The sequence below is a fragment of the Xenorhabdus griffiniae genome, from assembly GCF_037265215.1.
In the GTDB taxonomy this organism is placed as follows: Bacteria; Pseudomonadota; Gammaproteobacteria; order Enterobacterales; family Enterobacteriaceae; genus Xenorhabdus; species Xenorhabdus griffiniae.
Genome location: NZ_CP147737.1, coordinates 4,045,057 through 4,069,101, shown reverse-complemented (window position 1 = coordinate 4,069,101; position 24,045 = coordinate 4,045,057). Strand labels below are relative to the sequence as shown.

Sequence of the window (24,045 nt, the reverse complement as noted above, 5' to 3'; positions counted from 1 at the left end):
GCCGCAAGTTGCGACGCTTTCATATAAATCCAGCTTATTTTGTAACTAGCTTACCAGTACACGGTCTTTACGGTACAAGCTCGCCAGCAGCATATAAATCGCGGTAGCTAATAACACAATGAAAAAGAAACTCATCAATCCATTGTGTTGCACCTTAAAGTAGTGTTGTAGCATAAAATGCCCTGCTACCAGTGGCCCAACGGCAGAACCGACACTGTAACTTAACAACATAACCTGGCTTGCCGCTACAATATAGGACGCATCCAGCTTGTCACAAGCAAGGGTAATCGCAATGGGATACAACGCAAAAGATGACATTCCCAAAAGAGCCAGTGACACTATCATGACAATATAATGTTCAAAGAGATAGGTCATTCCTACGGCAAATACACCCAGTAATGAAACTATTGCCAATAAAAAAGTTTTGCTCATGATGACGGACAGTTTACTGATAATGGGTTGTATGACCATTCCGCCTAGAATAATGGCTGCCATTAATACACCGACTTGATCGGCACTGAAATGACTTTGGCTGAGTGATAAAGGCATCAAACCATAGATAGTGCCCATAACAATACCCGATGTCATGCAACCAACGATCGCAGGTTTACTGAATTCAGCCATTTTTCTTAGCGATAGACTTTGGTGGTGGAGCGCAGGAGGTTGACCATGACGCACGAATAATGGAGGCAAAATTGCGACAAACAGCAGTGCCGAAATGACCATAAAGGGGATCATTCCCTGTGTGCCAATAGGCCCGATCAATAATTGTCCTAAAGTTGTTCCACCGTAAAGAGACGTCATATAAAAGCTCAGACGTCTGGCACGTTCTTTGGCGTTGTCACCGATCAATAACCAGGATTCGACCACAACAAAGATACCGGCAACGGCCACACCAGCAATACACCGTACAACTAACCAAATTTCTTTATTTGGAAAAAAAGGCAAGACGATAACTGTCGTTGATAAAAGCAACAAAAAAACAATGAATGAAAGGCGGTGACCTATTTTGGCGATAACAGGCTCAATCATCATTGAGCCAATTAATAAACCGGCATAATAAGCACTGGCTAACCAACTGGCATAAACCGTATCAATGCTGAAACTTGCCATCGACAGCGGAATTAAGCTCATTAGGTAACCAGAAGCAATGGCAAAAACAGTCAAGCCGGCGACAGGTACAAATGCACTGTCACTCTTGCGCAGCAGTTTCACTACTGTCGTCTCCACATAAAAAAATCAGCCAGATGCGCTGCTTTTCATCACGTTTTTGCCGAATGGCGGTCACGATATAGGCCAAGGACTGGAATATATCTTGATGATTTAAGCAGTAGGTAAGTCACTCAATGACCTTGAATGGTGCGGACTATAGACCTTTCTTACAAAGAGATACAACGAGAAAAACTGATACTTATGAATGAAAAGATTTATGGAAAAGCGAAATGGTTATGAGGCCACCCATCCCCCAGATAGTGGCCTTAAGTTGCTTAAATTAATTCCAACGACGGATCACCATCGAGGTATTAATTCCACCAAAGGCAAAATTATTGCTTTGGATAAATTCGGTTTGGATTTTACGAGGTTGGTGCATGATGTAATCCAACTCACCACAAGCGGGATCAATTTCGTTGAGATTGATTGTTGGAGCAAACCAACCTTCATTCATCATTTCCAGGCTTAACCATGCTTCAAGGGAACCACACGCCCCCAGCGTATGGCCGAAATAGCTTTTCAGTGAAGAGATAGGTGTTTGGTTGCCAAAAATATTGGCAGTCGCTTGGCTCTCTGCCACATCTCCTCGATCGGTTGCAGTACCGTGAGCGCTGATATAACCGATGTCGGCTGGCTGTAAGCCCGCGGATTTCAGTGCCATTTCAATGCATATCTGCATGGTTTCCGATTTTGGTTGGGTGATATGGGAAGCATCACAGTTAGTGGCAAATCCGATAATTTCGCCATAAATCTTGGCACCACGTGCTTTGGCGTGATCCAATTCTTCAAGGATTAATGTCCCCGCACCTTCACCAATCACTAATCCATCGCGGTTAACATCAAATGGAGATGGTGTGTTCTTCGGTGTTTCGTTCTTCTGGCTGGTAGCGAACAGCGTATCAAATACTGCCGCTTCGGATGGACATAACTCTTCCGCGCCACCTGCGACCATAACAGTTTGATAACCGTGGCGGATGGCTTCCCACGCGTACCCAATTGCCTGACTACCAGATGTACAGGCACTTGAGGTTGGGATCACGCGGCCGCGCAAGCCAAAGAACAGACTTGTGTTGACTGCTGTGGTATGGGGCATCATTTGCACATAGGTTGTGCCTGTGATGTTATTGGTGTGTTTTTCCGTCAGCATGGTGGCAAATTCGCTGACAGGTTTGGTGCTGCCCGTAGAAGAACCATAGGCAATCCCTGTTTCCCCATTGGTTAGTATTGGATCATTAAGCAAGCCTGCCATCTCTAAAGCGAGCTCTGTGGCGCGCGTTGACATCAGGGAAACACGTCCCATAGAACGAATGCGTTTACGGGTATAATGTTCGGGTAAAATAAAATCCGTAACCGGCGCCCCAAGATGGGTATTAAGCCCATCATATTCTGCCCACGCAGTCATCTGTTGCACGGCATTAATGCCCGTTTGCAATCCCGCGGAAACAGATTGCCAATTGTGCCCCAATGCGGTGATGCCACCCATTCCTGTAATCACTACCCTGCGGGGCTGGAATAGCGCATTGTGGTTCATAGCATTCCTCCGTTGATTGAGATAACTTGACGGGTGACATATCCCGCAATATCAGACATCAGGTAGCTGGCAAGACCAGCCACTTCTTCCACTTGTCCGATACGTTTCATTGGGATCATGTTCATCGCTTCTTTCAAAGCCACTTCTTCCATTTGAATCATATCTGTCCCAATCAGGCCGGGTGCAATGCAGTTCACAGTGATTTTTCTTTTCGCTAATTCGATTGCCAGCGCTTTTGTTGCGCCGATAATTCCTGCCTTAGCTGCGCTGTAATTGACTTGTCCGCGGTTACCCATCAAACCAGATACGGATGATAAGGTGAGGATACGTCCTCCCTGACGTAAGCCGATCATTGGCATGACGCAAGGATGGATAACATTGTAGAAACCATCTAAATTGGTATGAATGACACTGTCCCAGTCATTGCCTTCGAGGGCTGGGAATGCACCATCTTTGGCAATCCCTGCATTGCAGACGATGCCATAGTAAGCGCCGTGGGTTTTGATGTCTTTTTCTAGCTTTTCACGGCAGCTCATTCGATCCGCAACATCAAAATTCAGGATACGGCCATTGCCTCCATTTGCCTGAATGTGTTCCAGTGTCTCTTTTGCACCTTTAGCATCGCGGTGATAATGCACGATGATAGTAAAACCATCTGCTGCCAGTCGGCAGGCAATTGCCCTGCCAATCCCTTTACTGGCACCGGTCACTAGAACTGAACGCATTATGCTACTCCATCCTGTTTATTTATGAGTTGTGTGAGTTCTGTTTTGTTAGGTTGGTAGGTATTCAGTCGGCCTGTCACCAGTACGGTGCCGTTGCAACTGATTTCACCTTCAAAACTGCCAAATTTTTCATCTTGCAGTAATAAATTCATCTGAATATCTAATACACTACCTGGTGTGAAAGTAGGGACTTGGCACCGTATCGCACGCCCTCCCAATAACATACCCAATGTGGAATCTTCTTCTTTTCTTTCCTTGCGATGCCAGCCAGACCAGACACCAATGGTCTGGGCCATGATTTCAATGGCAAACCAAGCCGGCATATGGCCTTCTGCATTGAGAAAAGGAGATAAAACCCCATCCTGGCTGACCGTGACCTGACAATGGACATGATTGCTGGATACGTTGATCACTTTTTCCAGTAATACCATGGGGGCTTCATGCGGGAGATAACGATCTATCGGTAAGTAGTCAGACATTATACTACTCCCAATATCAGGCTGGTATTGTTGCCACCAAAGGCAAAAGAATTTGACATGACAATCGGTTTTTTTAGTGGCTGTGATTGGGTTAGCAAGCCACAAGCAGGCAATGAGCTATCAATACTGGAGCGTGAAAAATCTTGTGCAGGCAGTGGTAAATTACGTGTTGACAGTAACCAACAAAGTCCCGCTTCACAGGCACCTGCGGCGCCAAGGGTATGACCGGTTAAAAACTTCGTAGAACTGCATGGTGTGTTTTCACCGAAAATCTGATGGATAACCATTGCTTCCATCTGATCATTCAATTTCGTGCCTGTCCCATGCAGATTAATGTAACCGACATCGGCTGGAGAGAGTCCGGCATTTCCCAGTGCCATAGTGATAGCTTCAATGGCGCCTTTTCCTTCAGGATGAGGGGCTGACATATGCCAAGCGTCGCTTGATTCGCCTACGCCAAGTAAGGCTATCGGCTGGGGTTCCCGTGTTAGCAGCAGCAATGTTGAGGCTTCTCCAATGGTAATGCCCTGGCGATCCTCACAAAAGGGTTCACATAAGGTTGGAGAAATGGATTCCAGGCTATTGAACCCATTAATTGGCATACGACTCAATGTATCCGCCCCACCAACAATGGCGACATCCACCAGTCCCATTTCAATTAGACGTTGGCCACTGATAATCGCCCGTGAACTGGATGAACAGGCAGTAGAGAGGGTAAATGCTGGCCCATCAATACGCAGGTAACTAGCAAGAAAACGGGAAGGATCGCCCAATTCTTGTTGGTAATAATGGTAATGCTCATCGGATTGCTGATGAATTGTGCGGCTGACATGCTGATCACCTTCGTCGAGGCCGGATGTGCTGGTTCCCATAATGACAGCAATGCGTTCTCGTCCATAGCGGACGATGGCTTCGTCTACTTGTGGTTTTATTTGCCTCAAGGCAGCCAGTAACAACCGGTTATTACGGCTGTTATGTTGCAACAGGCTGTCAGGGATGACGGGAAGCTCACCGTCAACGCCGCCCAGACAGCAGGTTTTATCAGGTTGTAACCAGCCTGTGCGATCATACATGCCAGGTGCTTGGTTGAGCGAAAGATTCTGCTCAATCTCATCCACATTATTGCCTAAGGCATTGAGCATACCCACGGCAGAAATATAAATCATGTTTTACTCTTCCAGATGCTGAATGGCGATGTCGTAACCGAAAACGAATTGTTGGATGCGAATCGGGCGTCGTTTGCCATTTTGGGTATCATAATGAATTTCTGTGATTAATTTTCCTTTTTTATCATTCAGTTGGCGGAAATTACCGCTGTCTTTGAGCCGCCAGCCATCGGGTAGACGGCTCTGCCAGGCGGAAGTCGGCCAGTAACTGAGCATAATATCGGCCAGGACTTGGCTGGCAGGGGGAAGTTCCGGCAAGATAATGGATTGTTCAGTATGAATGCCATTTTTATCGTAATCTAATTTGAACAACCGGATACCCAGCGAAGACAACCCAGCCAGTGACAGATGCTGTTCATTGGCAGTAAGCAGCACAATCAATGATTGCTGTTTGCCTTTTACTGTGGCTGTTAACAGTTGCTGTTCACTAATGGCTGGCGTTATGGCCGGTTTGGGCAATAAAACACGTACATCGGGTTTCAGCCAAGCACTGGGTGTACCGTTTTGCGGAGCGTTTGTACAAGCTGTCAGCAGGCAGGCCAGAGACAGGATGAATAACCGTATCATGATTGTTTTTTCCTTTTTTGGCGTTTCGCTATTGCCAATGGTGATAGCAGGAAAGCCGTTAAGATCCCGCTGCATAACACGATACCAAAGCTACTGATTGCCTGGGTGCTACTAAACATCAACATGCCTAGTGTGAGTAAGGAAGTACACATTGCTACGCTGATCGCCAATAGAGAGGTCAGCGGAGTAGCACGAGGATTGCTGAAAAACAGGGTATAGTTGATGCCAATGCCAAGCACGAGAACCAGAGCTAATATTGAAAATAAGTTAAGGCTATGACCACTAAAACCGAGAACGGCCAGTCCACAGCCAAGGGACAGTAGTGATGGCAATATGCTGATGACACCACGACGCGGGCCAAGCCGCGCTATGTAACTGAGAGTGATCAGTATGACTGAACCTGTCAGCAACCAGCCAAGTAGGGTTCGATAAAACTGAAACATCTCATCGAAAGCCAGTTTGCGATCAACCCAACTCACTCCTTCCTGATTTTCTGCTAATTGGCGCATCAATACACTGTTTTTAACGCCATTGACGGGAAGCAAAACGCCATTGTGACCATTTGGCAGAGTTATCCACATCAAACGCCAACCTTCACTGACGACACTATTGAGCCAGTCAGCCGGCGTGACAGTCATAGCGTGAATATCGGGTTGTTTCACTATTAAACCGGCTTCTGTCAGGCGAGTAACGATATTGGGTGTAGCCGCCTTGAGCAGAGCCAGATCCTTATGTTGCTGAGCAAGAGAGGAGAGAGGGAATCGTTGGTAATGACTGATATTCCCTTGCTGTTTTTCTGCATCTAATTTGGGAATAAAGGATTCCAGTCGTTGCAATGTTTGTTCTGCATTATCACCGTAAATAACAAACCATTTTTGATCACTTCGCTGTCCGGTTAGCACTGCAATGCGGTTTTCCTGTTGATGGATCTCCTGTGGCAAAGCCTGTAATTGGGCAATGTCATCATTGATTTGCAAACGGGAAATTCCCAGTACGGCAAAAATCGCCAATATTGTAGGAATTCCCATATAAAAGAGCCGATTGTGTCTCCATATTGCTAGCCAACGCATGAGTATGAACATCGCCGGAATCGGGCGCACGGGCAGGTTTTTCGCAAGTTGCGGATACCAACAGACGACAGTCAAACAGGATGCGGTTAAACCTGCGGCAGCAAATACAGCCAATTGGCGCAGGCCTGGAAAAGGTGCACATATCATGATGAGATAGGCAATGACGGTTGTTGCCAATGCCATTAATAAAGCAGGCAAAACTTTTCGCATACTTTGCCATGATGTCACTTCCTGACCATGTACCATGCGCTCTGTGAGATAATAAATAGCGTAATCAGCAGAAATGCCGATGATACTGATGCTCATTACCAGCGTAATGAAATGAAGTTCGCCAAAGATCCCCAAAGTCACGACAGTACCTGCCAGGGCGCCGATACTGATGGATAGCACACACAGCAATAAAGGTTTCAGGGAGCGAAAAACACCATAGATGAGTAGCAATACACCGAGCACTGTGGCGCTGCCCAATGTTGAAATATCGTGTTTTGCCTGCTGGGTGGCGTAATCGCTGTAAAACAGAGTGCCCCGTGAAATCACTTCGCTACCAGGAAATCGGGCTTCCAGAGACTGCTGTAACTGACTCAATTCAGTGACAGCATGATGGCTTTGCTGCATATCAAAAGAAGCGCTTTTTAGCTCCCCGTGAAGTAAATACCAGCTTCTGCCAGCATTATCTTTGGCAACTAACCAGCCATTCTGGAGTCTCAATTGGCTGGTTGTCTGCTGGAGTGCCAGTTGTGATCCTCTGACTAGCATCAGGGGATCATTATTGAGTTCTTGCCCGCTGACACCAGAGAATGCGGAGTAAACCTGAGACAAGATCCAGTTTGCCTGTTGATTGCCACCCTCTTTCAGTCTGTCACGGGTAGCAGGATCGAGCATTGCATTACGGTGTTCATAGTAAAAACGCCCCCATGCTTGCTGTTGCTCTGCGGTCATTGGTCCTTTGACATTGGTTAAAAATGGTGTTTTTTGCAACTGCTCCAGCCAGTATTCAGCGGGGGCGATATCCTCGTTTTTTGTAGGGCTGACCATCCACACTAATTGGCGATCAAGACGTTGCATAAACTCTTCTTGCAAGGCGGGTGGCATGTTTCCGGTACTTTGTGCAGGCAATAACGCTAATACGCTGGTAGACAAGCGAGATTGAGGTAACAAGATTGCCAAAAATATCAGCAGGATAGAGCATGTTAACAGCCAGAGTAGTGCCAGCGGACGTGGCTCAGAATTTGAAGTATTGCTCTTCTTCATGACTCAGCGTCTCTGGTGTTAATTGGTGGTGGCTAAAAGAGAGCTCTGTACGATCACTCTGGCGATCAGTCAGTAAAATAGCATCAAGGTGAGTTTGGCCGTTGAGCGTAATTGCCGTGAACAGTTTATCCAAAGGCGACGTTTTCGGCGTCAGTATTAAGCGCCATTTTTCCTGCCCAAGATCGCTAAATTCGATGTTGAAATTTTCTTCCAGTACAGCCCGATCAGCTTGAAAAAGAGCCCGCATCAAGTGGTTGAACTGAAACAGTTGTGGATTGGAATCAGCGGTGATCACCTGGGGTGTTTGCCCAGGCATGACTTGCACCATATGGTTGTCATCCAGTAACAGCGTCAGTGGAAACGGTTTTTGTTGATGCCACCATAGCCCTTTATGCTGTGAAACCAGCATTTGGCCACTGGAAGACAGGGGGTGAGGAATACCCTGAATTTGCCTTATTTGTGTGAAGTTCGCCCGCACAATAGGTTGGTGTGCAAACCGCTGTTGTAATTCCTCAAGGGTAACAGCATATGACGTATTATTGATAATAATGAAAATTGTTGTCAGAGACAGCAGTATCCAGCGCCATTTTTTCACGGCTTGACTCCCATACGTTCGAATAGAATATTCGGGCTGACAAAGCTCATTTCTTGTGTTTCTTTAGAAACGGCAACCTGAATGGTATAGCCGACGGTTGTTTTTTCGCCGCTGGCTGCATCAAAAACTTGATAGGCAATTTTCAGACGGTTTTCAAACTCTTCGATGGACGCTCTGATGCGTATTTTTTGTTCAAATAGCACAGGGGCACGGTATTTGATTTTGGCGTCAACAATAGGCCAAACATAGCCGGACTCACGCATTGCTTGATAACCATAATTGAGTTGGTTCATCAGTGCTTCACGGGCAATTTCAAAATAGCGAAAGTAATTTCCATGCCAAACAACGCCCATGGGATCAGCATCATGAAATGGCACAGTGAGTTCAACCTCGGCGGTAAAACGAGGATCAGTCAGCATTTTTTATTCCTTATTGGTTCGGGCAGACGGTAATTGCCAAAAATCGAAAAAGTTAAACCAATCGAGCGGGGATTGCAGAGCATAATGTTCCAGTCGGGAAGCGTAGCGATCTACAGCTTGCTGTAACGCTTGTTCTCTTTGTTTACGAGGCAGTTCCAGAGGATTGGCAAAGTGCTCACAATAAATTTTGAATTGGTTATTTTGCCAAAGCGCAAACATCAACAGCACTGGACAGCGTAACACGGAAGCGAGGATAAACGGCCCTTGCGGAAAGGGGGCAGGATGACCAAGAAATTGACTCCAGACAACGCGTTGAGTGTTGCCTCTAGAGGGATTAACGGCAATTCGATCACCGACGATGGCAATCCATTCGCCAGCGTCAATTTTTTCTTTCAGCATAATGGCGGTATCAGCGCCTACATCCGTGACAGGTAATAAATTGATCCCTGCTTGTGGTGAAATTTCTGCAATAATCTGTTTAAAACGTTGAGCGTGTTCGGTAAAAACCAGTGCATTGATCGTCTGTTTACCCGCTTGTTGCGCCAGTGCCCGGCAGACTTCAATATCGCCTAAATGTGAAACCAGCAGCAGTTTCCCACCTGAGTCGCCATCCAAAAGCGTTTGTTCTGCACCCTGCGCAAATTCAATATCTTTTCCCCATTTCAGATCACCACGCCAGCTTGCAATTTTATCCAACATAGCTTTGCCAAAACGCAGGTAGTGGCGATAGCTATCAAGACCTTGAGGAATAGCCATGCCTTTATGCTGCAAGGTCTGTTTTAGCCGTTCAAGGTATTGGCTGGATGCCTGACGTTGTGGACCACCCGTTCCCCAAAAATAACCAACAACAGGGTAGAGCAACCATTCAAAAGGCTTGCGTCCGAACCATCGATAGATCGCTAGCATGAACTTCATGCCAAGTAATCCTTTGCGTTCTTGGATATCTGACCAATGACGGTGATTGCGCGATAATCGCTTACGCCATAATAGTGAAGGAATGCGCGGTAACATGCCGAAGAACAGGCGGGTGTGCATCCATGAGATGCTGAGGTTATCTTTCAAGGCATCGAAATGGGATAAGCCATTTTCAGGATAAATAACTTTTGTTGGTACAAATACACTTTCTGTTCCTCGCCAATAAAGTCGCACCATGATTTCGATATCAAAATCCATGCGACGGCCGACTTCTTTGTTAGCCAACAGTTGTAGCGTTGGTGCCAGTGGATAGACACGAAAACCACACATACTGTCTTTAATGGACAAGGAAAGTGTTTCGACCCAAACCCAGAAATGGGTGATATAGCGTCCATAACGGCGGGATTTGGGTATGGAAACATCATACATAGGGTTGCCGGAAATTAAGTGCTCGGGATACCGCTGTGCCTTTGCCAAAAACAGGGGAATATCGTCAAGACAATGTTGTCCATCGGCATCAATTTGTAAGGCATGGCTATATCCTGAATCTGCGGCTGCCCGAATGCCTGCTATGACGGCACCACCTTTGCCCTGATTATGTGCAAGGCGGATAAGTGTCACATTAGGAACGGACTGAGCTAAATGTTCAAGGCGATGTTGAGTATCAGCTTCACTGCCATCATCTACGATAAAACAGTGGAGATGATAAGGGGATAATCTTTCCAATACCGCAGGCATGGTTATGCCGTGGTTAAAACAAGGAATAATCACACAAGGCGTAATCGTATTCACACTCAACGACATAGCTTTATTTTTCCCTGGCTTGCAGTTTGGCCTTCGCTTCCGTTCTGGGCGGTTACGTCATAATGGAAGGTCAGCAGGTGTTTTGTTTCGTCCCATTTGATTTTCAATAGCAGTTTATCGCCTGGTTGCAGGGGAAACTGGAATTTCACCATTTCAATTGAAGAAAAAGACCAGTCCGGTGCCAGCAGGGTTTGGGCATAATGCATGACCCAATCGATTTGAGCCATTCCCGGCAGAAGTGGTTGAATGGGGAAATGTCCCCGAAACCAATCCAAATCGGGATCTAAAGACAGTTGTACAACGACCTCATTTGGAGCAGGTTGCTCGCGGTGAATTTCAATGGGTTTCATCATTAAATAGTTCCTGTAATGCAGGCCATGAGCGCTTGCTTTGAGCATTCAAGGGAATGGCTTCGACGACTCGCCAATAACGTGGCAATGCGACAGGCTCCAGCCAGGGCTTTAATTGGTGACGCCAATCTTGTGACAGTTTACGAATTCCTTGTTGCTGATAACGTTTGTCGGTTTCATGATCTAAAACGACGACCGCACCAATGTTATTGCGTTTACCTCGATTAACAGGTAATACAGCAGCGTCAGTGATCCCAGAAATTTCACACAAACGGCGCTCGATTTCTGACAGCGAAATACGTTTCTCTTCAATTTTTACCAGACGATCCCGACGGCCTAGTAAAGCAAAATTGCCTCGGTCATCAAAGGCAAATTGATCGTCCAAAACCAGACCAAAAGGCTCAGAAAGAAGAGGGGAATAGACGCGCACATGCTTTTCTTTATCTTCCTGGAGTGACACGCCTGCAAATGTTGTCCAGACCTCATTGTCCGTTTTATGGCTTCGCCAGGCTATGATACCTGTTTCGGTGCAGCCATAAATTTCATAAGGAGGCGTGTTGAACCACTGCATTGCTCGTTTCGCATCGGAAAAATGCAAAGGCCCACCCGCAGAAACAACAAATGTGCAATCAGGAGCGGGGAGTTTTTCATCTAGTCGTTGCAGAAAGGCAGGGCTACTGATCAGTGCACAATGTGGGCTATTGGTCAGTTGCTCAGGAAATTCCACCATTTTGCGATCGAATGGTAAACCCAATGACATGGGAAGCCAGATGCGGAACGTCAAACCATATAAATGCTGGTGGCTGACTGAAGCTCTGATCACGCAGGATTGCAACTTATCTCCCCATAGCGAAGCCAGCCACTGGGATTCAAGATCCATGACGGCAATGGATTTGGACACTTGTTGAGGAATACTGGTAGAACCAGAAGTGAACATCACCAAAGTGGCATCCGATGAAATGGCTGGCAATGTGATGTGACATGGAGCTTGTTCACTAGTATCAATGCCCGGGTTAGACGATGTGACCTGCCAGCAAGGACAGGACAACGTCAGGGGTAAGTCTGTCAACACACCATCAAACAGAGGCAGCTGCTCCTGTAATTGCGCTTCGCGGCAATGACCGGGAATAACGGGGGTTTTGCCAGCATGAAGTGTTGCCAGTAGTGCGACACAGAAGTCATAACTATCGTCAAAACAGAGAGCCAAGCGGGAAGCTGTGTGTTTTTGATCTTCTTGGTGCAGGTTTTTCAGGCGTAAATATAACGCGGTCACATCTTGGCGAAGTTTATTCAGTCTGATAGCGTGATTGCCCCAACTGACTAACCGGTTGGGACAATTATCCTCTGATAGCCATTGAGATAGGGGTTGTGCTTTCATCATTTTTTTACCCGTTGGCGTACCAGCCATTCAATGGAAATGAGCAATCCAATTAATAGATAACTCACCATGCCGTTCCACAATGCCCATAGGGGCATATCGTTATAGAGGCAGGTTCCCAGTGACACTGCACCATTGAACAGAAAGAACAGACACCAGATATACGTAACTTTACGTGTATAGATAATACCCTTTGGCGGCAAATCAGGTTCTTTGATACGCGCCATTCTTTCAATGATAGGTGGCCCGTAACGTAATGAACTGCTAAACAGAATCAGTAAAACGGCATTAACGACTACAGGGTAGTACATAAGAAGTTGGTGGTTGCGCAGAAATAAGCTGGCTAGCCCCAACGTTATTCCTGCAATGGATAATATCCAGCCAATTTTTTGCTGCCGGTGAATCTGATGTTTGCTTGCTAATAAGCGCAAAACAAAAAACAGAATAATGACAATCAACATGGCATGAAATTGCCCATAGTTAACCATCGCCCAGACCAAGAAAGGCCAGGCGATTAACATGACGGTATTGGCAATACGGAGCAATAAAAGCAACGGACTCAATTAACTACCCAAATGTTTTCTGATTATTGTTATTGCAACAATTGTTCTACGGCATCCACGACGTCCTGTACGGTGCGTACAGATTTGAATGTTTCGGGTTTGATTTTGCGCCCAGTTTTCTTTTGTAAATGTACAACCATATCAACGGCATCAATACTATCGAGTTCCAAATCCTCATAAAGCCGTGATTCGGGTGTAATGTCTTCGGGAGACAGTTCAAACAACTGAACCAATAATTGGGAGACTTCCTGAAAAATTGCTTGTTTTTCCATGATGACACCTGTTCTTATGCTTGCTGTGACTGGATGTAAGCGGCCAATGTGGCGACAGAAGTGAAATGTTGACGCATTTCCTCGCTTTCAGAGGATAATACGATGCCATAACGATTTTTTACTGCCAGCCCCAGTTCCAGAGCATCGATTGAATCTAAGCCTAAGCCGTCGCCAAACAGAGGGGCATCGGTTTCAATTTCCGCAGGTGTAAGATCTTCCAGATTCAGGGTATCTATAATTAATTGTTTTATTTCAATATGTAACTTTTGCATCATCTTATCCGACATCTATGAGTTTGATGGTGTTAGTAATTGAGTCAGCTGGCGATTAAGTTGGCGGGCAGCGATGGTATGCCCGCTTTCTGTATCAACAGCAAAATTTTCATTGGTGAGGTGTTCACCAATAGTGATCGTATAAATCGGTTTTTTCGGTGGGATTTGATACCACTTGCTTTTTTTATCCAGCATTTTCTGGCTGCAAGTAATATGTATTATCCGTAAATCGCATTCACATCGCACCGCGATATTGGCGGCCCCACGTTGTAGTGAAATAGGCTGGCCGGGTGTCGTGCGGGTTCCTTCTGGAAAAATTAAGATATTGTGACCAGAAGCCAGTCGTTCGCGACAAACAAGGAGCAAAGTTTCTGCATCGCTGTTAATGGGGTAACGTGCAGAACGAATGACGCCGCTGACAAAGGGATTGCGCAGTAATGCTGATTTTACAATGCAATCCACGTCTGGCAATTTCGATGCCAGAATAACGTAATCCAGCAAAGTAGGGTGATTAGCAACAATCAAGCAGCCTTTATCCGCCCTGGTTTTATCCAATCCATTGAAATGGTAATCCAGCACCCCCAATTTTCTGGTTAAAAAAAGGAACAAACGAAAACTAAATGAAATACTATGGCGTGCAAGGTAGCAACGTTTATTGTCATTACGTTGGAAAACCAGCAATAAATTAAACCAAATAAGAGAGAGCAGTAATCCGCCTGCGCCAAACAGGATAAAACAAAATCCGGTCATGAGCAGACGCCAGAGCCAGTTAATGCGTTCAGTAATATTGACGGAAATCCTCTTCATCATCTTATCGGCTCCAATGCCACTGGCAATGATCCCCTGCAACAGTGAAATTCTGTTCACCTCGTAACCAGCCATGAAGAAACTGGAGACTTTGAGGAAGACTTGGTTCTGTTTTCGCTGAAGATTGTTTTGTACAACGCAAACCAGAGCCTTGCTCCAGCAGCAGGGCGACCGCAAATGGATAGGCTGGGGTATTGGCATCGATGACATTGTGATAAAAGCTGGGGATCTCCCCCTCAAAATCGACAAGCAAGACTTTACGATAACCGGCATGAAGCAGTGTCAACGCGTCAAATATCCCTTGCTGGAAACTGTCAATACCGGCCGAAACGGAAGAAGAAACCAGAGGAGCCTTCGCGACAATGGTTAAGTTGCCGACAGCGGAGTTATGAACTGACATGGCAAAATTGGTAGGAGAAACATTCTCTTTTTGCGCCAGGTTCTGCAATATTTGATAATTACGTTCTAACTCGCCATGACGGCTGGTATAGACAATGGCACCGACTTGATTGCGACGCAGGATACTCAAACCACAATCCACGCCAAGGCGACTGCCAGAGCTTAAGCGGCGAGCTGTCATCATCGGTAATTGGGCACATTTTTGTAATGGACGTGATTTATCAATAGTGGCCGGTAATGTTGCGGACCATTCTAGCCAATCTTCAGTAAGAGAAAGGCCAGGAGCGATGGCTTGCCAGTCTGTAATATCCAATGTCAATTTCATGAAATACCGTTTGTTACTGTTTTTTGCAGATCAATAATGTGTGGCCCAATCCCAACTGATCAATGTGGTTTTCTATAACCAACCCAGTCTTATTGAGAAATTGGGTGAAATTATTAATGCTGTAAAAACGACTATTACCATTTGCTATACAAGTAAAATCAAGCGAGGTGGCATTAAGGTTCTGTGGGTAAGTTGTTATCCAATAACATGTCAACAGGATAGCCGAAAATACGATCAGCCATTCCCGGATTACGTACATTTTCTTTAGCTAATTTTATGTGCTGGGGTAAATCCAGAATAGTGACGCTGACTTTACTGTCATATTGGTAACAGCGCAATGCTCATTTTCCTGTATTGCCACCAATATCATAAATCACTTTAGGCTTTATGGGGAAAACCGTTTTTAATGCTGCATGAAAGGCGGTATCAGAATAAAAATGGTTAAATGTGAACCAACTTGTTTGGTTCGGGTATTGACTTAAGGCAGGATAAGATAGTTGACCATTCTCCAAACACTTTTAATCCAGCAGGCATATATCCAGATATCCGACATGTCTATAGTTCAGAAAGCAGATTAACAAATTAAAGCCTATCACATCAGATGGTTACATCAACTGGGATAGGCTTTAAAGTGGATGTTTATTGATTAGCCAGCAGAGCTATGTTTAACTGAATATCTCTATCCAGGTCATCGACCCAACGATTATAGTTGCGGTGAATTTTTCCATCACTCTCTCTTAATTTATGACTATCGACATAATTGATGACGTAGTTTTTGGCGGTATAGTTGATGCGTATTTGCACGTCATAATTACGTTTTTTCCGGAAACCCTCAATAAGCCCAGGAGAAATTTCGGTCATTACCCATTTGTGTTCCTTACCTGCTTCAAAAATGGCTTTTCTTACGTGAGCCAGTGAATTCTCCTTTATCATGGTGGTTTGTGGCGTTAATATGGGTGTAGTACGAGCGCAACCTGCAAGGGCAACGACGCAAGCCAGACTGATTAGTAGCTTATGTGAAGTTTTCATTATTTCTCTCGTGTTAAATAGGCTTTCAAAATAGTAGTTCACTTGGAGGGAACTCAGCCGCAATTTTTTGCGATCTGATTAATCGCCAAATCAAAAAAATCCCAAAATGGACTGAGTGATGCGAATCATAACACCAATCCCCCGAAATGAACGACGTCAGATGAAAAAATTTATTCATAAAGCCTGGGATAAAAATTATGCCCGCCGATTTATGGCAATCTTAATACTATATGAAGTCGATATCGATCTGAATCCTAAAATCGGGGCAGACTGGTGTCTAAAAGGACAACAAAAACGCTGATTTATTTATCAATATGCAACAAAGTGAGAAAAATGAGTGTATCATGATTATGAAAACTATTTATAACCATACATATACGAGTTCAGTTATTCAACCGCAATCTCAGCATATTCTTTACCTATATTAATCAACTAGCTTCTTCAATAAGCATTACGTCCTGCTCCGTTTTTATATTTCCTATAGGCGTTATTGTATTTAAAACATCAGGCAAGGGAATATTATAAGGAAAAGATAACCTTCTCCTTTCTTTCAATTTTGTTTTTATAGCTATTCCATAGCTGAGACCTTTCCCCATATATTGAACGTATATAATAAAATCACACGCATCTTGAAGTTAGATTGGTATATAGAATTAATTACCAGATTGTGTAGATATGGCATACAAAGTGTGTGCCTCTTCAACAGAGGCAGAATTCTTCCTTATTATTTTCATGATGTTAAAAGTTTATTTACTGAAATAATAACTACTCTGAAAAACACCATGAAAAAATTACTCGAATTACGCCAACCAAAAGCTGATTTAACTCAGCAAATGCGCTTATTACTCACCAAAGCGGAAGAAGGAAAACGCGCTTTAACTACGGATGAAGCTAAACAGTTCGACGAACTGCACTCTCAGTACCGAATTGCCCGTTATGAAGTGTTATCCGATGAGGAACGAAGTCAGGCCAAGAATACATCTGCCTGCGATAGGCTCAGCAATAACGAGCTACGCAATTATATTCTGACCAGCGAAACACGCTCATTGTCTACAGGCGTTCCGGCTGATGGCGGCTATACCGTTATCCCTGAGTTGAATAAACAAATCATGCAGCGACTGGCTGATGGGTCCGTCATGCGCTGGATTTGTACCATCAAAACCACGTGCAGCAACGAATATAAGCAGCTTGTTTTGGTCGGCGGTGGCTCTCGGGGAAGAAGGTCAGGCACGTAGTGAGACTGCCACGCCGAAAGTGGAAGAAGTGAGCATCAAGCTGTTTCCGATTTATGCCTATTCTAAAACCACACAGAAAATTATCGATTTTAGCGATTTGGATAAACACCATAGAGAGAAATAAGACAACGGCTCATTACAGTAGCGGTGTTAATCAGTTATACCTCACGCTACTGCCAGACGGTACCCCAATTTTCACGAGGCTCAAGAGCTGGAAGATTGTGCCGAAGTTGGCCGAAATGATAGCAGAGGTGGGTGTTAGCGGTGCTTCCGCACCGCCAATAACTGTTCGAGGGGGTCTGGTACGGTCTGGCAGTAGTGACGGACTCATTGAGAAAATCATTGATTATGCAGACTCCATTGGTATGGATTTCAGCTGATTTATTGCGAAGTCCTTAATCATGGGCGGAAGAATCAGCATTGGTGGGCAGCCCTTTAAGTTATGGATGAATGGCATTTTATTCCTATGGACTCGGAACGATAATAGGAAGTACGCCGCGACAAGTTACAGCAGAGGATTAGCAATCTGAGTACGTTAACAAAGGGTAAAAAACACATTAAACACGTTGAGCTGTCACCTGATATTACTTATTGATTTAAAAGTTTTTTTCCCAATAAAAAATCAATTTGTGTTATGTTTTTAGTGAAAAATTCTAGAAATATCGAGTAAGTCACACAATAAGATATTGCCTAATGCAATTAATTCAGAGAGCAATTATATTAATTGTAGCCTGTTTATATATACAGTATTTTGAGTGTGGTATTTCAAATAGTAGGGATAAAATGTTAGACGCTTTAAACACCTCCGTTCTTTTAGAACGTATTGAATTAATTTGCAAAATGGGAGGTTCGGAATATTTAAATGATAATGACAGGCAGATTGCCCTGTTTTGGCTTGGTGAGTTGATTAAGCAGGTTAAAAGTGATCTGGAAGCTCAAATAACTTAGTGGTTCCTTAAAACTGAAATCGTGCTGCACTGGCTTGCAGCAAGTCTAACGCCATCTGGAGTTGCTGCGAACTGAGGTTATTAATCACATTTCGCAGCAAAATATTCCCCGTTTTCGCGCTGGGGCTGATGGTGTGCGAGAACGTCAGGTTCATCATAAGAATATGGCCGCACTCAACATCAGGGCATGAACAATACATATCAGCAATCTCGCGATGCATCCGGTTGGTTTTACGAATGATGGCCTTAGCGTCGCACTCAGGGCAGATGATTTTTAATACGCGGATGTTCCTCATTCCTAATGTCTCGAATTTACGCGATTTTTCCATTTTTAACCTGAGCTTCGCTTAAGAAGGGAACTAAAGTGCCTGAGGCACGATCAAAGTTTTTGCTAAATAAAACAAAATCGTGGAGATCCTCAGGCATGTCTAATTTAGAAGAACTTTACTGCTGCGTCGATGACTTTTGCCAAAAATTTATTCCTCTCTGGCATCAACAGCTCATTGAAAACGGATTACGTCAACGGCACCGCGAAGCTTCCCTTTCGCTCAGCGAAGTCATGATGATCCTTATTTTATTTCATATGAGCCATTATCGTGATTTTAAAACGTTTTATAATAAACGTGTAAAACAATATCTTACCGCAGATTTTCCCGGATTAGTCAGCTATACCCGTATCCTCACCCTGAAGAAAAGGGCACTGATTCCTTTATGCGCTTTTCTTTCGTCACGTAAAGCGAAAACTCAAGGGATCGCTTTTATTGATTCCACCAAAATTGCCATTTGTCACCATCTTCGGATCCCCCGTCATCGCGTATTTGAGGGAATGGCACAACGAGGAAAAACCAGTACAGGCGGGTTCTATGGTTTTAAACTTCATCTGGTTATCAATGATTGCGGTGAACTTTTGGCCGTAAAATTAACCGCAGGAAATCAGGATGATCGTCACCCTGTCAAAGCATTGGCAAGAGGGTTAACGGGATGTTTATATGGCGATAAAGGGTATTTATCACAGGCTTTATGCGATGAGCTGGAAGCGGAAGGCGTTACGTTAATTACGAATGTCCGTAGCAACATGAAAGCCAAAGCGTTATCGCTCTGGGATAGGTTGATGTTAAGAAGACGATTTTTGATAGAAACGGTCATTGATCAGCTCAAAAATATTTCTCAGATAGAGCATTCAAGACATCGTAGTCCGCTCGGTTTTCTGCTGGAAATCGCCGCAGGTCTCATTGCTTATACATTCCAACCTAAAAAACCGAGCTTGAATTTACGGGATAATGATATCGCTATTTTTAAACGAAGCTGAGGTTAAATATGTTCATTCTTTACCTGAAATCACGTTATCTTGCTTAAAACGGATATGTAATATTTCTGATCGCATTTATAAACATATTTTGCACGGGGATATATTCCCGTTTAATATTCCGGTCAAAGAATCTGAGAAAGACCCACAATTACCGGAGAAAATCAGCCGGGAACAGCCTGTCATTATCCGCCATCTATTAACGGAATTTGCCGACCAGAAGAAGGCTAAAAAGCTGCTACAGGCGCAACGCGACTCTAACGAGGCGTTAACGGTGAAAAGCAATTCTGATCCGTTGTACCGCTTTTGCGGTTATCTGGTTTCTGTCAATAACTCGGCTGGGATGAAGAAGATGGGAAATAAGAACATCAGCCCACGTGTACCGAGGCTGTATTTGTATCACGCTTATTTGTCTTATATGGAAGCACACGGTTTTGAGCGCCCGCTCACGCTGACCAAGTTTGGCGCATCACTGCCTAAAATCATGCTGGAGTACTGCAAGGAATATCGAAAAGTACGCACCAAGAAAGGTTACTCGTATTGTGTTGAATTATCAGCAGAAGCAGAAGAATGGCTGCCGTCTGTACCTGAGCGTAATAGCTTTGAGTCCGTACTATAAAACTTTTGCATTGAAGTATACACACTATGCACCTATTTAATTATCTGACTGTATTTAAGGAAAAATAACAGGTGTATAGTTATCTTTTAACTGTGCACCAAGTATACATACTCTACATCATTTAAAAGGGTGTACGGGGGATACAGTTGATGAATACGGTGTTAATTGCTGCAAACCCAGATGTAGCAAGGTTTTCGAAGGAATGTGCAGAAGGTGTATAGTTGAGAAGGCAAAAAAGATTTATAGGGGGGTATCTCTGGCAGGTAAATAAGAGCCTGATAAATCAAAAGATGTAAAATACGATATCAGCCTGATTTGGTGCTACCAGAAATTTAAGTGATGTAATCTTCTGATTTACTTTAAAAACAGAGATTAATCACAAATTCATTGCTGCGCTTTCACTCAAGCTGGAATAGATAAATAATCCTGTTGTATTTTGCTTCATTTATTCGGTACTTTCGGAAGCCAAATCACAGGGGACAAGATGTCGCATATTATTTACTTGTCACTCAAAGGCAAGAAACAGGGATTAATCTCAGCCGGGTGCTCAACGCCTGAGTCCATTGGAAACCGCTATCAGGCAGGTCGGGAAAACGAAATACAGATATTGAGTATCAGTCATTCAGTGAGCCGCGATCAGAACGCACATCATCACCCCGTTAGCTTTACCAAGCCTATTGATAAATCCTCGCCGCTCTTAGCGATGGCAATTGATGGTAACGAATTGTTAGAAGCTGTTTTTTTGTGCTATCGCACCAGCCAGTTAGGACAATTAGAAGCCTTTTATGAAATCAAACTAACAGAGGCAACCATTGTTGATTTTTCCTGTCATTATCCCCATTTGATAGACAGTAATGACCAGATCCCGTATGAAACAGTGCAGATTGATTATAAGTCTATTTCATGCAGACATCTTACCGCGGGCACATCGGGTTATAGCATTACGCAATTATCCAGGCGTGAAGAAGGCAGGCCACTATTGTCTGGGTTCTCGAATGTTAAGCCACTTAAGAAGCCGCTGGTTGAAGAGACTCCGGTAAAACCCGCTAAACATCATGCCCGCTATCGTTGTGTGGATGATGACGGCAATCTTTTAACCGAATGCAAGTATCGGGTTTGCCTGCCGGATGGACAGATAAAAGAAGGAAAGACGGATAAACAAGGTTATACCCAATGGCATCTCACTGATGACAAAAAGAAACTTGAATTTCATATTTTAAAGGATTAATACCATGCCAACTTATACCGTTTACACCCAAATTAAATCGAATGTACCTGTTGAAAACTTACTTTACGATTTAATTATTTTTCGTCAGGATGCAAAAGGAAATCATCATATATTATTGGATGTTGAAAAAGCGCAATTACAGAGTAATTATGAAACTCAAAAACATATTACTCAGGAAACAGATGATGATCTTTCAGTCATGTATATTATGCAAATCATGCTTTACCGTAAGCATGGTTCGAATACAACACAGGCATTGCAAACCCCGTTTAAAAAAATGTATACGCTTGGTGAATTTGTAGCAGGTAAAGCCTGTTCGGATAACAAACGTGAAAATGCCTGTTATTTTGAAAGCACGATCGAAACAAAACCTGTCAGCGAAGGTGATAATACTGTTGAATTAAAACTGTCTATTCCTGAAAGGGTGTTTATTGCAAAAGAATATCCAGTTGGCCACGAAAAAGATCCATTTGAAAAAAGTAAAATTGAATCGGAAATTCAGGATAGAATTGCAAAAAAACTTATCCAAGACAAGGATGGGCTAGTTTATGTGGCCCTGCGGCATTTTTTTATTGCTTACAGAAGGATAGGCCAGATATTTATGAGCAATCTGCCCGTGAGTTATGGAAATATGGCAAGACTAAAATAGGTAGATTAGAAATTAAACCGGGTGATGGTTGCCGCCACCCTAGCGGTTCTTTCTATAATAATGAAGAACCAACAATTTCAGGTTTAGATTGGATAACATTAGCGAGCTTAAGAGACTCAGAAAATGCTATTTTTAGCTATAATCAAGTTGAAGCTGAAACAGCTGGAGTTACAATGTGGGGGAAATTAACCGAATGGTTTGAGAAAGCAGGTTATGAGAAAATTTTTGATAATATAAGTGTTTTTTCCCATAGTAATATCAATGATATAATAACTTTAAACAATTATATAAGAAAAGGATATATTGTTGTAAGTTTAATATCGGTTGGAATGCTAAAAGGATCAGTTGGTGAAACTTCAGGTAAAAATCATTGGATTGTATGGGAAGGTGAAGTTAGCTCAAAAGGAAAGTCAATAAATCTAGATAGTGAAAATGAAATAGTTAATTTAAATATGTTTACTTGGGGAGGGATTAGTGAGCGGGTTAAACCTAATAATGATTTAAATTATTTTTTAAAACATACATTTGGAGGGTTGGTTTTTAAACCAATAAAATAAAAATGAGAAAGATTTTTTTCATTATATCTATCTTACTTGTTTCTGCTTGTACAGGAAAAACTGTTTCCATTTATCCCGATGGAAACTATTTAAAAGATGCTCAGGTAGGAGTTCCATATAATGAAATAATAAATATACCGGGTGTTATAGATATGGGTTTTTCAGCCAAAATAACACCTTCAAACTCAGGTCTAACATGGAATCCTAGCGATTATACAACCCCTGTTTTGCCAGCAACAGAAAAAGACTATAGCCGTATTCAGATTCAAGGAACGCCTATACATGCTGGAGAAATAACTATAAAAATATCTGGTGGTGTTTATGGTAATATGTTTACAAAAGTAGGTAAATTTAATAAGGCCTACACAATAAAAGTGAAGGAATGATTTTTATTATTAGAATGGCGATTCACATCGCCATTTCTATATTTGTATGCTTGCTCAACAGAAGGTCATGTATTGAATAGTTAGATTATTTATTAAATATAGTTTTCACGCTCAATAAATGTCCCTATCACTTTGTCATGCATCTCTTCGAATTTGGGGTCGTCACGTATTCAATCCGTTGATTTGTGTTAAACATCGTATTCACGTTCAATGAAAGTCCCGATGACTTTATCATGCATTTCCGGTGACTTCGAATAACCCAACGTCTTACGATTGAGTCGCTTAAGTCGGTTGCGCAATGTCAAATTCTCCCGCTCAATACGTTGAGTGAAGGTTTTTCCGACAAGATGCTGGCTTTTGGGTAATAGATTGTCAGCCTTGAAATTATCTGTACACCAGAAAACAACATTGAACGAAGCCAGCGTTTCTTGAGTGTTTTTTTGCTTCTCGCTCCAAACGTATGAGCGATGATGCGTTTTAGACGAGGCTCCCAGGCATACCATAACCAACGTTGGCATTTTTTATCCCGACAAATGACCCCACTTCATCAACTTCACACATGAGTTGAACGTTGACATTATCCAGTGGGAGTGTCGTTACGCCTCGTGGTTTAAGTTTTTTAAAACACGGACAACCGCATTATTCATGGCAAGATCAATAAAGTGTTCTTTTATACCCGCTTGGCAGGCGCGATAAGCGTAATCCAGTTGGAAGGTTCGTTTGCAGGAGAAACAACGATAGCGTTGATGTCCGGCCTCACCTTTGCCATGCTTTTTGACGTATTCAGTTTGCTGACAAAACCGACATTTTACTTCAACAGTCGCCATGTGATTTCTCCGAAAAAATGGCGATTATACGCAATCATCAACAGGTTGAATACGTGACGGTATCCTAGAAAAAACTAAGGGGTTGCACTTTTGATGCAACCCCTTGATAAATCTGGTGGCCCCTGCTGGACTTGAACCAGCGACCAAGCGATTATGAGGCGG

General features: G+C 43.5%; 28 protein-coding genes and 5 pseudogenes. 10 read left to right on the top strand and 23 right to left on the bottom strand.

The window, feature by feature from the left end; translation table 11 throughout:
• Nucleotides 1-45: 45 nt before the first annotated feature.
• The 19 genes and pseudogenes from WDV75_RS18515 to WDV75_RS18425 form a co-directional block, all read right to left on the bottom strand.
• Nucleotides 46-1,215, bottom strand: coding sequence for an MFS transporter (locus tag WDV75_RS18515; protein ID WP_273559557.1), 1,170 nt, complete (start codon nt 1,213-1,215; stop codon nt 46-48).
• Nucleotides 1,216-1,492: 277 nt separating this feature from the next.
• Nucleotides 1,493-2,743 (bottom strand): beta-ketoacyl-ACP synthase, encoded by a 1,251-nt coding sequence (locus tag WDV75_RS18510; RefSeq protein WP_273559555.1) that lies wholly within the window; start codon nt 2,741-2,743, stop codon nt 1,493-1,495.
• Nucleotides 2,740-3,471: a 3-ketoacyl-ACP reductase FabG2 gene (locus WDV75_RS18505; protein ID WP_273559631.1), complete on the bottom strand. Its 732-nt coding sequence runs from the start codon at nt 3,469-3,471 to the stop codon at nt 2,740-2,742. The genes WDV75_RS18510 and WDV75_RS18505 overlap by 4 nt, the downstream gene beginning before the upstream one ends.
• Nucleotides 3,468-3,947, bottom strand: coding sequence for a hotdog family protein (locus tag WDV75_RS18500; protein WP_273559553.1), 480 nt, complete (start codon nt 3,945-3,947; stop codon nt 3,468-3,470). The genes WDV75_RS18505 and WDV75_RS18500 overlap by 4 nt, the downstream gene beginning before the upstream one ends.
• Nucleotides 3,947-5,113 carry a beta-ketoacyl-[acyl-carrier-protein] synthase family protein gene (locus tag WDV75_RS18495; protein ID WP_273559551.1) on the bottom strand — a complete coding sequence of 389 codons (1,167 nt, stop codon included), beginning with the start codon at nt 5,111-5,113 and terminating at the stop codon, nt 3,947-3,949. Before WDV75_RS18495 ends, WDV75_RS18500 begins: the two co-directional genes overlap by 1 nt.
• Before the next feature lie 3 nt (nt 5,114-5,116).
• Nucleotides 5,117-5,680 (bottom strand): DUF3261 domain-containing protein, encoded by a 564-nt coding sequence (locus WDV75_RS18490; RefSeq protein WP_273559549.1) that lies wholly within the window; start codon nt 5,678-5,680, stop codon nt 5,117-5,119.
• Nucleotides 5,677-8,001: an MMPL family transporter gene (locus tag WDV75_RS18485; RefSeq protein ID WP_273559548.1), complete on the bottom strand. Its 2,325-nt coding sequence runs from the start codon at nt 7,999-8,001 to the stop codon at nt 5,677-5,679. Before WDV75_RS18485 ends, WDV75_RS18490 begins: the two co-directional genes overlap by 4 nt.
• Entirely contained in the window at nt 7,973-8,578 is a 606-nt protein-coding gene (locus tag WDV75_RS18480; RefSeq protein WP_420497519.1) for a LolA family protein, read from the bottom strand. Before WDV75_RS18480 ends, WDV75_RS18485 begins: the two co-directional genes overlap by 29 nt.
• A 14-nt stretch (nt 8,579-8,592) precedes the next feature.
• Nucleotides 8,593-9,015 (bottom strand): acyl-CoA thioesterase, encoded by a 423-nt coding sequence (locus WDV75_RS18475; protein WP_273559544.1) that lies wholly within the window; start codon nt 9,013-9,015, stop codon nt 8,593-8,595.
• A 3-nt stretch (nt 9,016-9,018) separates the two neighbouring features.
• Entirely contained in the window at nt 9,019-10,734 is a 1,716-nt protein-coding gene (locus tag WDV75_RS18470) for a glycosyltransferase family 2 protein (RefSeq protein ID WP_273559542.1), read from the bottom strand.
• Nucleotides 10,725-11,084, bottom strand: a complete 360-nt coding sequence (locus WDV75_RS18465; RefSeq protein WP_189758700.1) for a hydroxymyristoyl-ACP dehydratase — start codon at nt 11,082-11,084, stop codon at nt 10,725-10,727. The genes WDV75_RS18470 and WDV75_RS18465 overlap by 10 nt, the downstream gene beginning before the upstream one ends.
• Nucleotides 11,071-12,465, bottom strand: coding sequence for an AMP-binding protein (locus WDV75_RS18460; protein ID WP_273559539.1), 1,395 nt, complete (start codon nt 12,463-12,465; stop codon nt 11,071-11,073). Before WDV75_RS18460 ends, WDV75_RS18465 begins: the two co-directional genes overlap by 14 nt.
• Complete coding sequence (locus WDV75_RS18455; RefSeq protein ID WP_223281611.1) at nt 12,462-13,025, bottom strand: hypothetical protein; 564 nt, start codon at nt 13,023-13,025, stop codon at nt 12,462-12,464. The genes WDV75_RS18460 and WDV75_RS18455 overlap by 4 nt, the downstream gene beginning before the upstream one ends.
• Before the next feature lie 29 nt (nt 13,026-13,054).
• Complete coding sequence (locus WDV75_RS18450) at nt 13,055-13,297, bottom strand: acyl carrier protein (protein WP_420497518.1); 243 nt, start codon at nt 13,295-13,297, stop codon at nt 13,055-13,057.
• Between the two features lie 14 nt (nt 13,298-13,311).
• The gene (locus WDV75_RS18445; protein ID WP_273559537.1) at nt 13,312-13,569 is read right to left on the bottom strand and encodes a phosphopantetheine-binding protein; all 258 of its coding nucleotides are present in this window, start codon (nt 13,567-13,569) and stop codon (nt 13,312-13,314) included.
• 15 nt (nt 13,570-13,584) lie between these two features.
• Complete coding sequence (locus tag WDV75_RS18440) at nt 13,585-14,376, bottom strand: lysophospholipid acyltransferase family protein (protein ID WP_273559627.1); 792 nt, start codon at nt 14,374-14,376, stop codon at nt 13,585-13,587.
• Between the two features lie 4 nt (nt 14,377-14,380).
• The gene (locus tag WDV75_RS18435) at nt 14,381-15,100 is read right to left on the bottom strand and encodes a beta-ketoacyl synthase chain length factor (RefSeq protein ID WP_273559536.1); all 720 of its coding nucleotides are present in this window, start codon (nt 15,098-15,100) and stop codon (nt 14,381-14,383) included.
• 13 nt (nt 15,101-15,113) lie between these two features.
• Nucleotides 15,114-15,631: pseudogene (locus tag WDV75_RS18430) on the bottom strand (SAM-dependent methyltransferase); the annotation flags it as partial.
• 108 nt (nt 15,632-15,739) lie between these two features.
• Entirely contained in the window at nt 15,740-16,129 is a 390-nt protein-coding gene (locus tag WDV75_RS18425; RefSeq protein WP_273559535.1) for a hypothetical protein, read from the bottom strand.
• Nucleotides 16,130-16,247: 118 nt separating this feature from the next.
• On the opposite strand from WDV75_RS18425, the pseudogene WDV75_RS18420 reads away from it, so the two are divergent.
• The 4 genes and pseudogenes from WDV75_RS18420 to WDV75_RS18405 all read left to right on the top strand — a co-directional run.
• Nucleotides 16,248-16,427 (top strand): annotated as a pseudogene (locus WDV75_RS18420) (hypothetical protein); the annotation flags it as partial.
• Nucleotides 16,428-16,911: 484 nt separating this feature from the next.
• A pseudogene (locus tag WDV75_RS18415) lies at nt 16,912-17,467 on the top strand (phage major capsid protein); the annotation flags it as partial.
• A 118-nt stretch (nt 17,468-17,585) separates the two neighbouring features.
• On the top strand, nt 17,586-17,744 hold the full coding sequence (locus WDV75_RS18410; protein WP_273559534.1) for a hypothetical protein: 159 nt from the start codon (nt 17,586-17,588) through the stop codon (nt 17,742-17,744).
• A gap of 313 nt (nt 17,745-18,057) precedes the next feature.
• Nucleotides 18,058-18,312: a hypothetical protein gene (locus WDV75_RS18405; protein ID WP_273559532.1), complete on the top strand. Its 255-nt coding sequence runs from the start codon at nt 18,058-18,060 to the stop codon at nt 18,310-18,312.
• Between the two features lie 7 nt (nt 18,313-18,319).
• Here the strand turns inward: WDV75_RS18405 and WDV75_RS18400 are convergent, their stop codons facing one another.
• Nucleotides 18,320-18,640 (bottom strand): ogr/Delta-like zinc finger family protein, encoded by a 321-nt coding sequence (locus tag WDV75_RS18400; protein WP_273559626.1) that lies wholly within the window; start codon nt 18,638-18,640, stop codon nt 18,320-18,322.
• Between the two features lie 95 nt (nt 18,641-18,735).
• On the opposite strand from WDV75_RS18400, the gene WDV75_RS18395 reads away from it, so the two are divergent.
• The 6 genes and pseudogenes from WDV75_RS18395 to WDV75_RS18370 all read left to right on the top strand — a co-directional run bounded on the left by WDV75_RS18395 (nt 18,736) and on the right by WDV75_RS18370 (nt 23,056).
• Nucleotides 18,736-19,620 carry an IS982 family transposase gene (locus WDV75_RS18395; protein WP_338860152.1) on the top strand — a complete coding sequence of 295 codons (885 nt, stop codon included), beginning with the start codon at nt 18,736-18,738 and terminating at the stop codon, nt 19,618-19,620.
• A gap of 100 nt (nt 19,621-19,720) precedes the next feature.
• Nucleotides 19,721-20,236 (top strand): annotated as a pseudogene (locus WDV75_RS18390) (primase-like DNA-binding domain-containing protein); the annotation flags it as partial.
• Between the two features lie 484 nt (nt 20,237-20,720).
• Complete coding sequence (tssD, locus tag WDV75_RS18385) at nt 20,721-21,464, top strand: Hcp family type VI secretion system effector (protein WP_273570518.1); 744 nt, start codon at nt 20,721-20,723, stop codon at nt 21,462-21,464.
• Nucleotides 21,465-21,468: 4 nt separating this feature from the next.
• The gene (locus WDV75_RS18380; RefSeq protein ID WP_273570520.1) at nt 21,469-22,113 is read left to right on the top strand and encodes a hypothetical protein; all 645 of its coding nucleotides are present in this window, start codon (nt 21,469-21,471) and stop codon (nt 22,111-22,113) included.
• Between the two features lie 173 nt (nt 22,114-22,286).
• Nucleotides 22,287-22,670 (top strand): hypothetical protein, encoded by a 384-nt coding sequence (locus WDV75_RS18375; protein WP_273570522.1) that lies wholly within the window; start codon nt 22,287-22,289, stop codon nt 22,668-22,670.
• Nucleotides 22,671-22,672: 2 nt separating this feature from the next.
• Nucleotides 22,673-23,056 carry a hypothetical protein gene (locus WDV75_RS18370; protein WP_273570524.1) on the top strand — a complete coding sequence of 128 codons (384 nt, stop codon included), beginning with the start codon at nt 22,673-22,675 and terminating at the stop codon, nt 23,054-23,056.
• A 188-nt stretch (nt 23,057-23,244) separates the two neighbouring features.
• On the opposite strand, the gene WDV75_RS18365 is transcribed toward WDV75_RS18370, so the two are convergent.
• The 3 genes and pseudogenes from WDV75_RS18365 to WDV75_RS18355 all read right to left on the bottom strand — a co-directional run bounded on the left by WDV75_RS18365 (nt 23,245) and on the right by WDV75_RS18355 (nt 23,883).
• The gene (locus tag WDV75_RS18365; RefSeq protein WP_338861212.1) at nt 23,245-23,559 is read right to left on the bottom strand and encodes an IS1 family transposase; all 315 of its coding nucleotides are present in this window, start codon (nt 23,557-23,559) and stop codon (nt 23,245-23,247) included.
• Nucleotides 23,541-23,591, bottom strand: a pseudogene (locus WDV75_RS18360) (hypothetical protein); the annotation flags it as partial. The pseudogene WDV75_RS18360 and the gene WDV75_RS18365, both read right to left, overlap by 19 nt.
• 61 nt (nt 23,592-23,652) lie before the next feature.
• A complete protein-coding gene (locus WDV75_RS18355) occupies nt 23,653-23,883 on the bottom strand; it encodes an IS1 family transposase (RefSeq protein ID WP_273570526.1) in 231 nt (76 codons plus the stop codon).
• Nucleotides 23,884-24,045: the final 162 nt, after the last annotated feature.

Coding starts and splice junctions, on each gene's coding strand:
- WDV75_RS18510 (WP_273559555.1), bottom strand. CDS start 2,743: ATGAACCACAATGCGCTATTCCAGCCCCGCAGGGTAGTGATTACAGGA.
- WDV75_RS18400 (WP_273559626.1), bottom strand. CDS start 18,640: ATGGAAAAATCGCGTAAATTCGAGACATTAGGAATGAGGAACATCCGC.
- WDV75_RS18440 (WP_273559627.1), bottom strand. CDS start 14,376: ATGAAGAGGATTTCCGTCAATATTACTGAACGCATTAACTGGCTCTGG.
- WDV75_RS18465 (WP_189758700.1), bottom strand. CDS start 11,084: ATGAAACCCATTGAAATTCACCGCGAGCAACCTGCTCCAAATGAGGTC.
- WDV75_RS18405 (WP_273559532.1), top strand. CDS start 18,058: ATGCAATTAATTCAGAGAGCAATTATATTAATTGTAGCCTGTTTATAT.
- WDV75_RS18395 (WP_338860152.1), top strand. CDS start 18,736: ATGTCTAATTTAGAAGAACTTTACTGCTGCGTCGATGACTTTTGCCAA.
- WDV75_RS18475 (WP_273559544.1), bottom strand. CDS start 9,015: ATGCTGACTGATCCTCGTTTTACCGCCGAGGTTGAACTCACTGTGCCA.
- WDV75_RS18365 (WP_338861212.1), bottom strand. CDS start 23,559: ATGGTATGCCTGGGAGCCTCGTCTAAAACGCATCATCGCTCATACGTT.
- WDV75_RS18490 (WP_273559549.1), bottom strand. CDS start 5,680: ATGATACGGTTATTCATCCTGTCTCTGGCCTGCCTGCTGACAGCTTGT.
- tssD (WP_273570518.1), top strand. CDS start 20,721: ATGTCGCATATTATTTACTTGTCACTCAAAGGCAAGAAACAGGGATTA.
- WDV75_RS18470 (WP_273559542.1), bottom strand. CDS start 10,734: ATGTCGTTGAGTGTGAATACGATTACGCCTTGTGTGATTATTCCTTGT.
- WDV75_RS18460 (WP_273559539.1), bottom strand. CDS start 12,465: ATGATGAAAGCACAACCCCTATCTCAATGGCTATCAGAGGATAATTGT.
- WDV75_RS18435 (WP_273559536.1), bottom strand. CDS start 15,100: ATGAAATTGACATTGGATATTACAGACTGGCAAGCCATCGCTCCTGGC.
- WDV75_RS18380 (WP_273570520.1), top strand. CDS start 21,469: ATGCCAACTTATACCGTTTACACCCAAATTAAATCGAATGTACCTGTT.
- WDV75_RS18500 (WP_273559553.1), bottom strand. CDS start 3,947: ATGTCTGACTACTTACCGATAGATCGTTATCTCCCGCATGAAGCCCCC.
- WDV75_RS18375 (WP_273570522.1), top strand. CDS start 22,287: ATGTGGGGGAAATTAACCGAATGGTTTGAGAAAGCAGGTTATGAGAAA.
- WDV75_RS18370 (WP_273570524.1), top strand. CDS start 22,673: ATGAGAAAGATTTTTTTCATTATATCTATCTTACTTGTTTCTGCTTGT.
- WDV75_RS18450 (WP_420497518.1), bottom strand. CDS start 13,297: ATGGAAAAACAAGCAATTTTTCAGGAAGTCTCCCAATTATTGGTTCAG.
- WDV75_RS18445 (WP_273559537.1), bottom strand. CDS start 13,569: ATGCAAAAGTTACATATTGAAATAAAACAATTAATTATAGATACCCTG.
- WDV75_RS18495 (WP_273559551.1), bottom strand. CDS start 5,113: ATGATTTATATTTCTGCCGTGGGTATGCTCAATGCCTTAGGCAATAAT.
- WDV75_RS18355 (WP_273570526.1), bottom strand. CDS start 23,883: ATGGCGACTGTTGAAGTAAAATGTCGGTTTTGTCAGCAAACTGAATAC.
- WDV75_RS18425 (WP_273559535.1), bottom strand. CDS start 16,129: ATGAAAACTTCACATAAGCTACTAATCAGTCTGGCTTGCGTCGTTGCC.
- WDV75_RS18485 (WP_273559548.1), bottom strand. CDS start 8,001: ATGAAGAAGAGCAATACTTCAAATTCTGAGCCACGTCCGCTGGCACTA.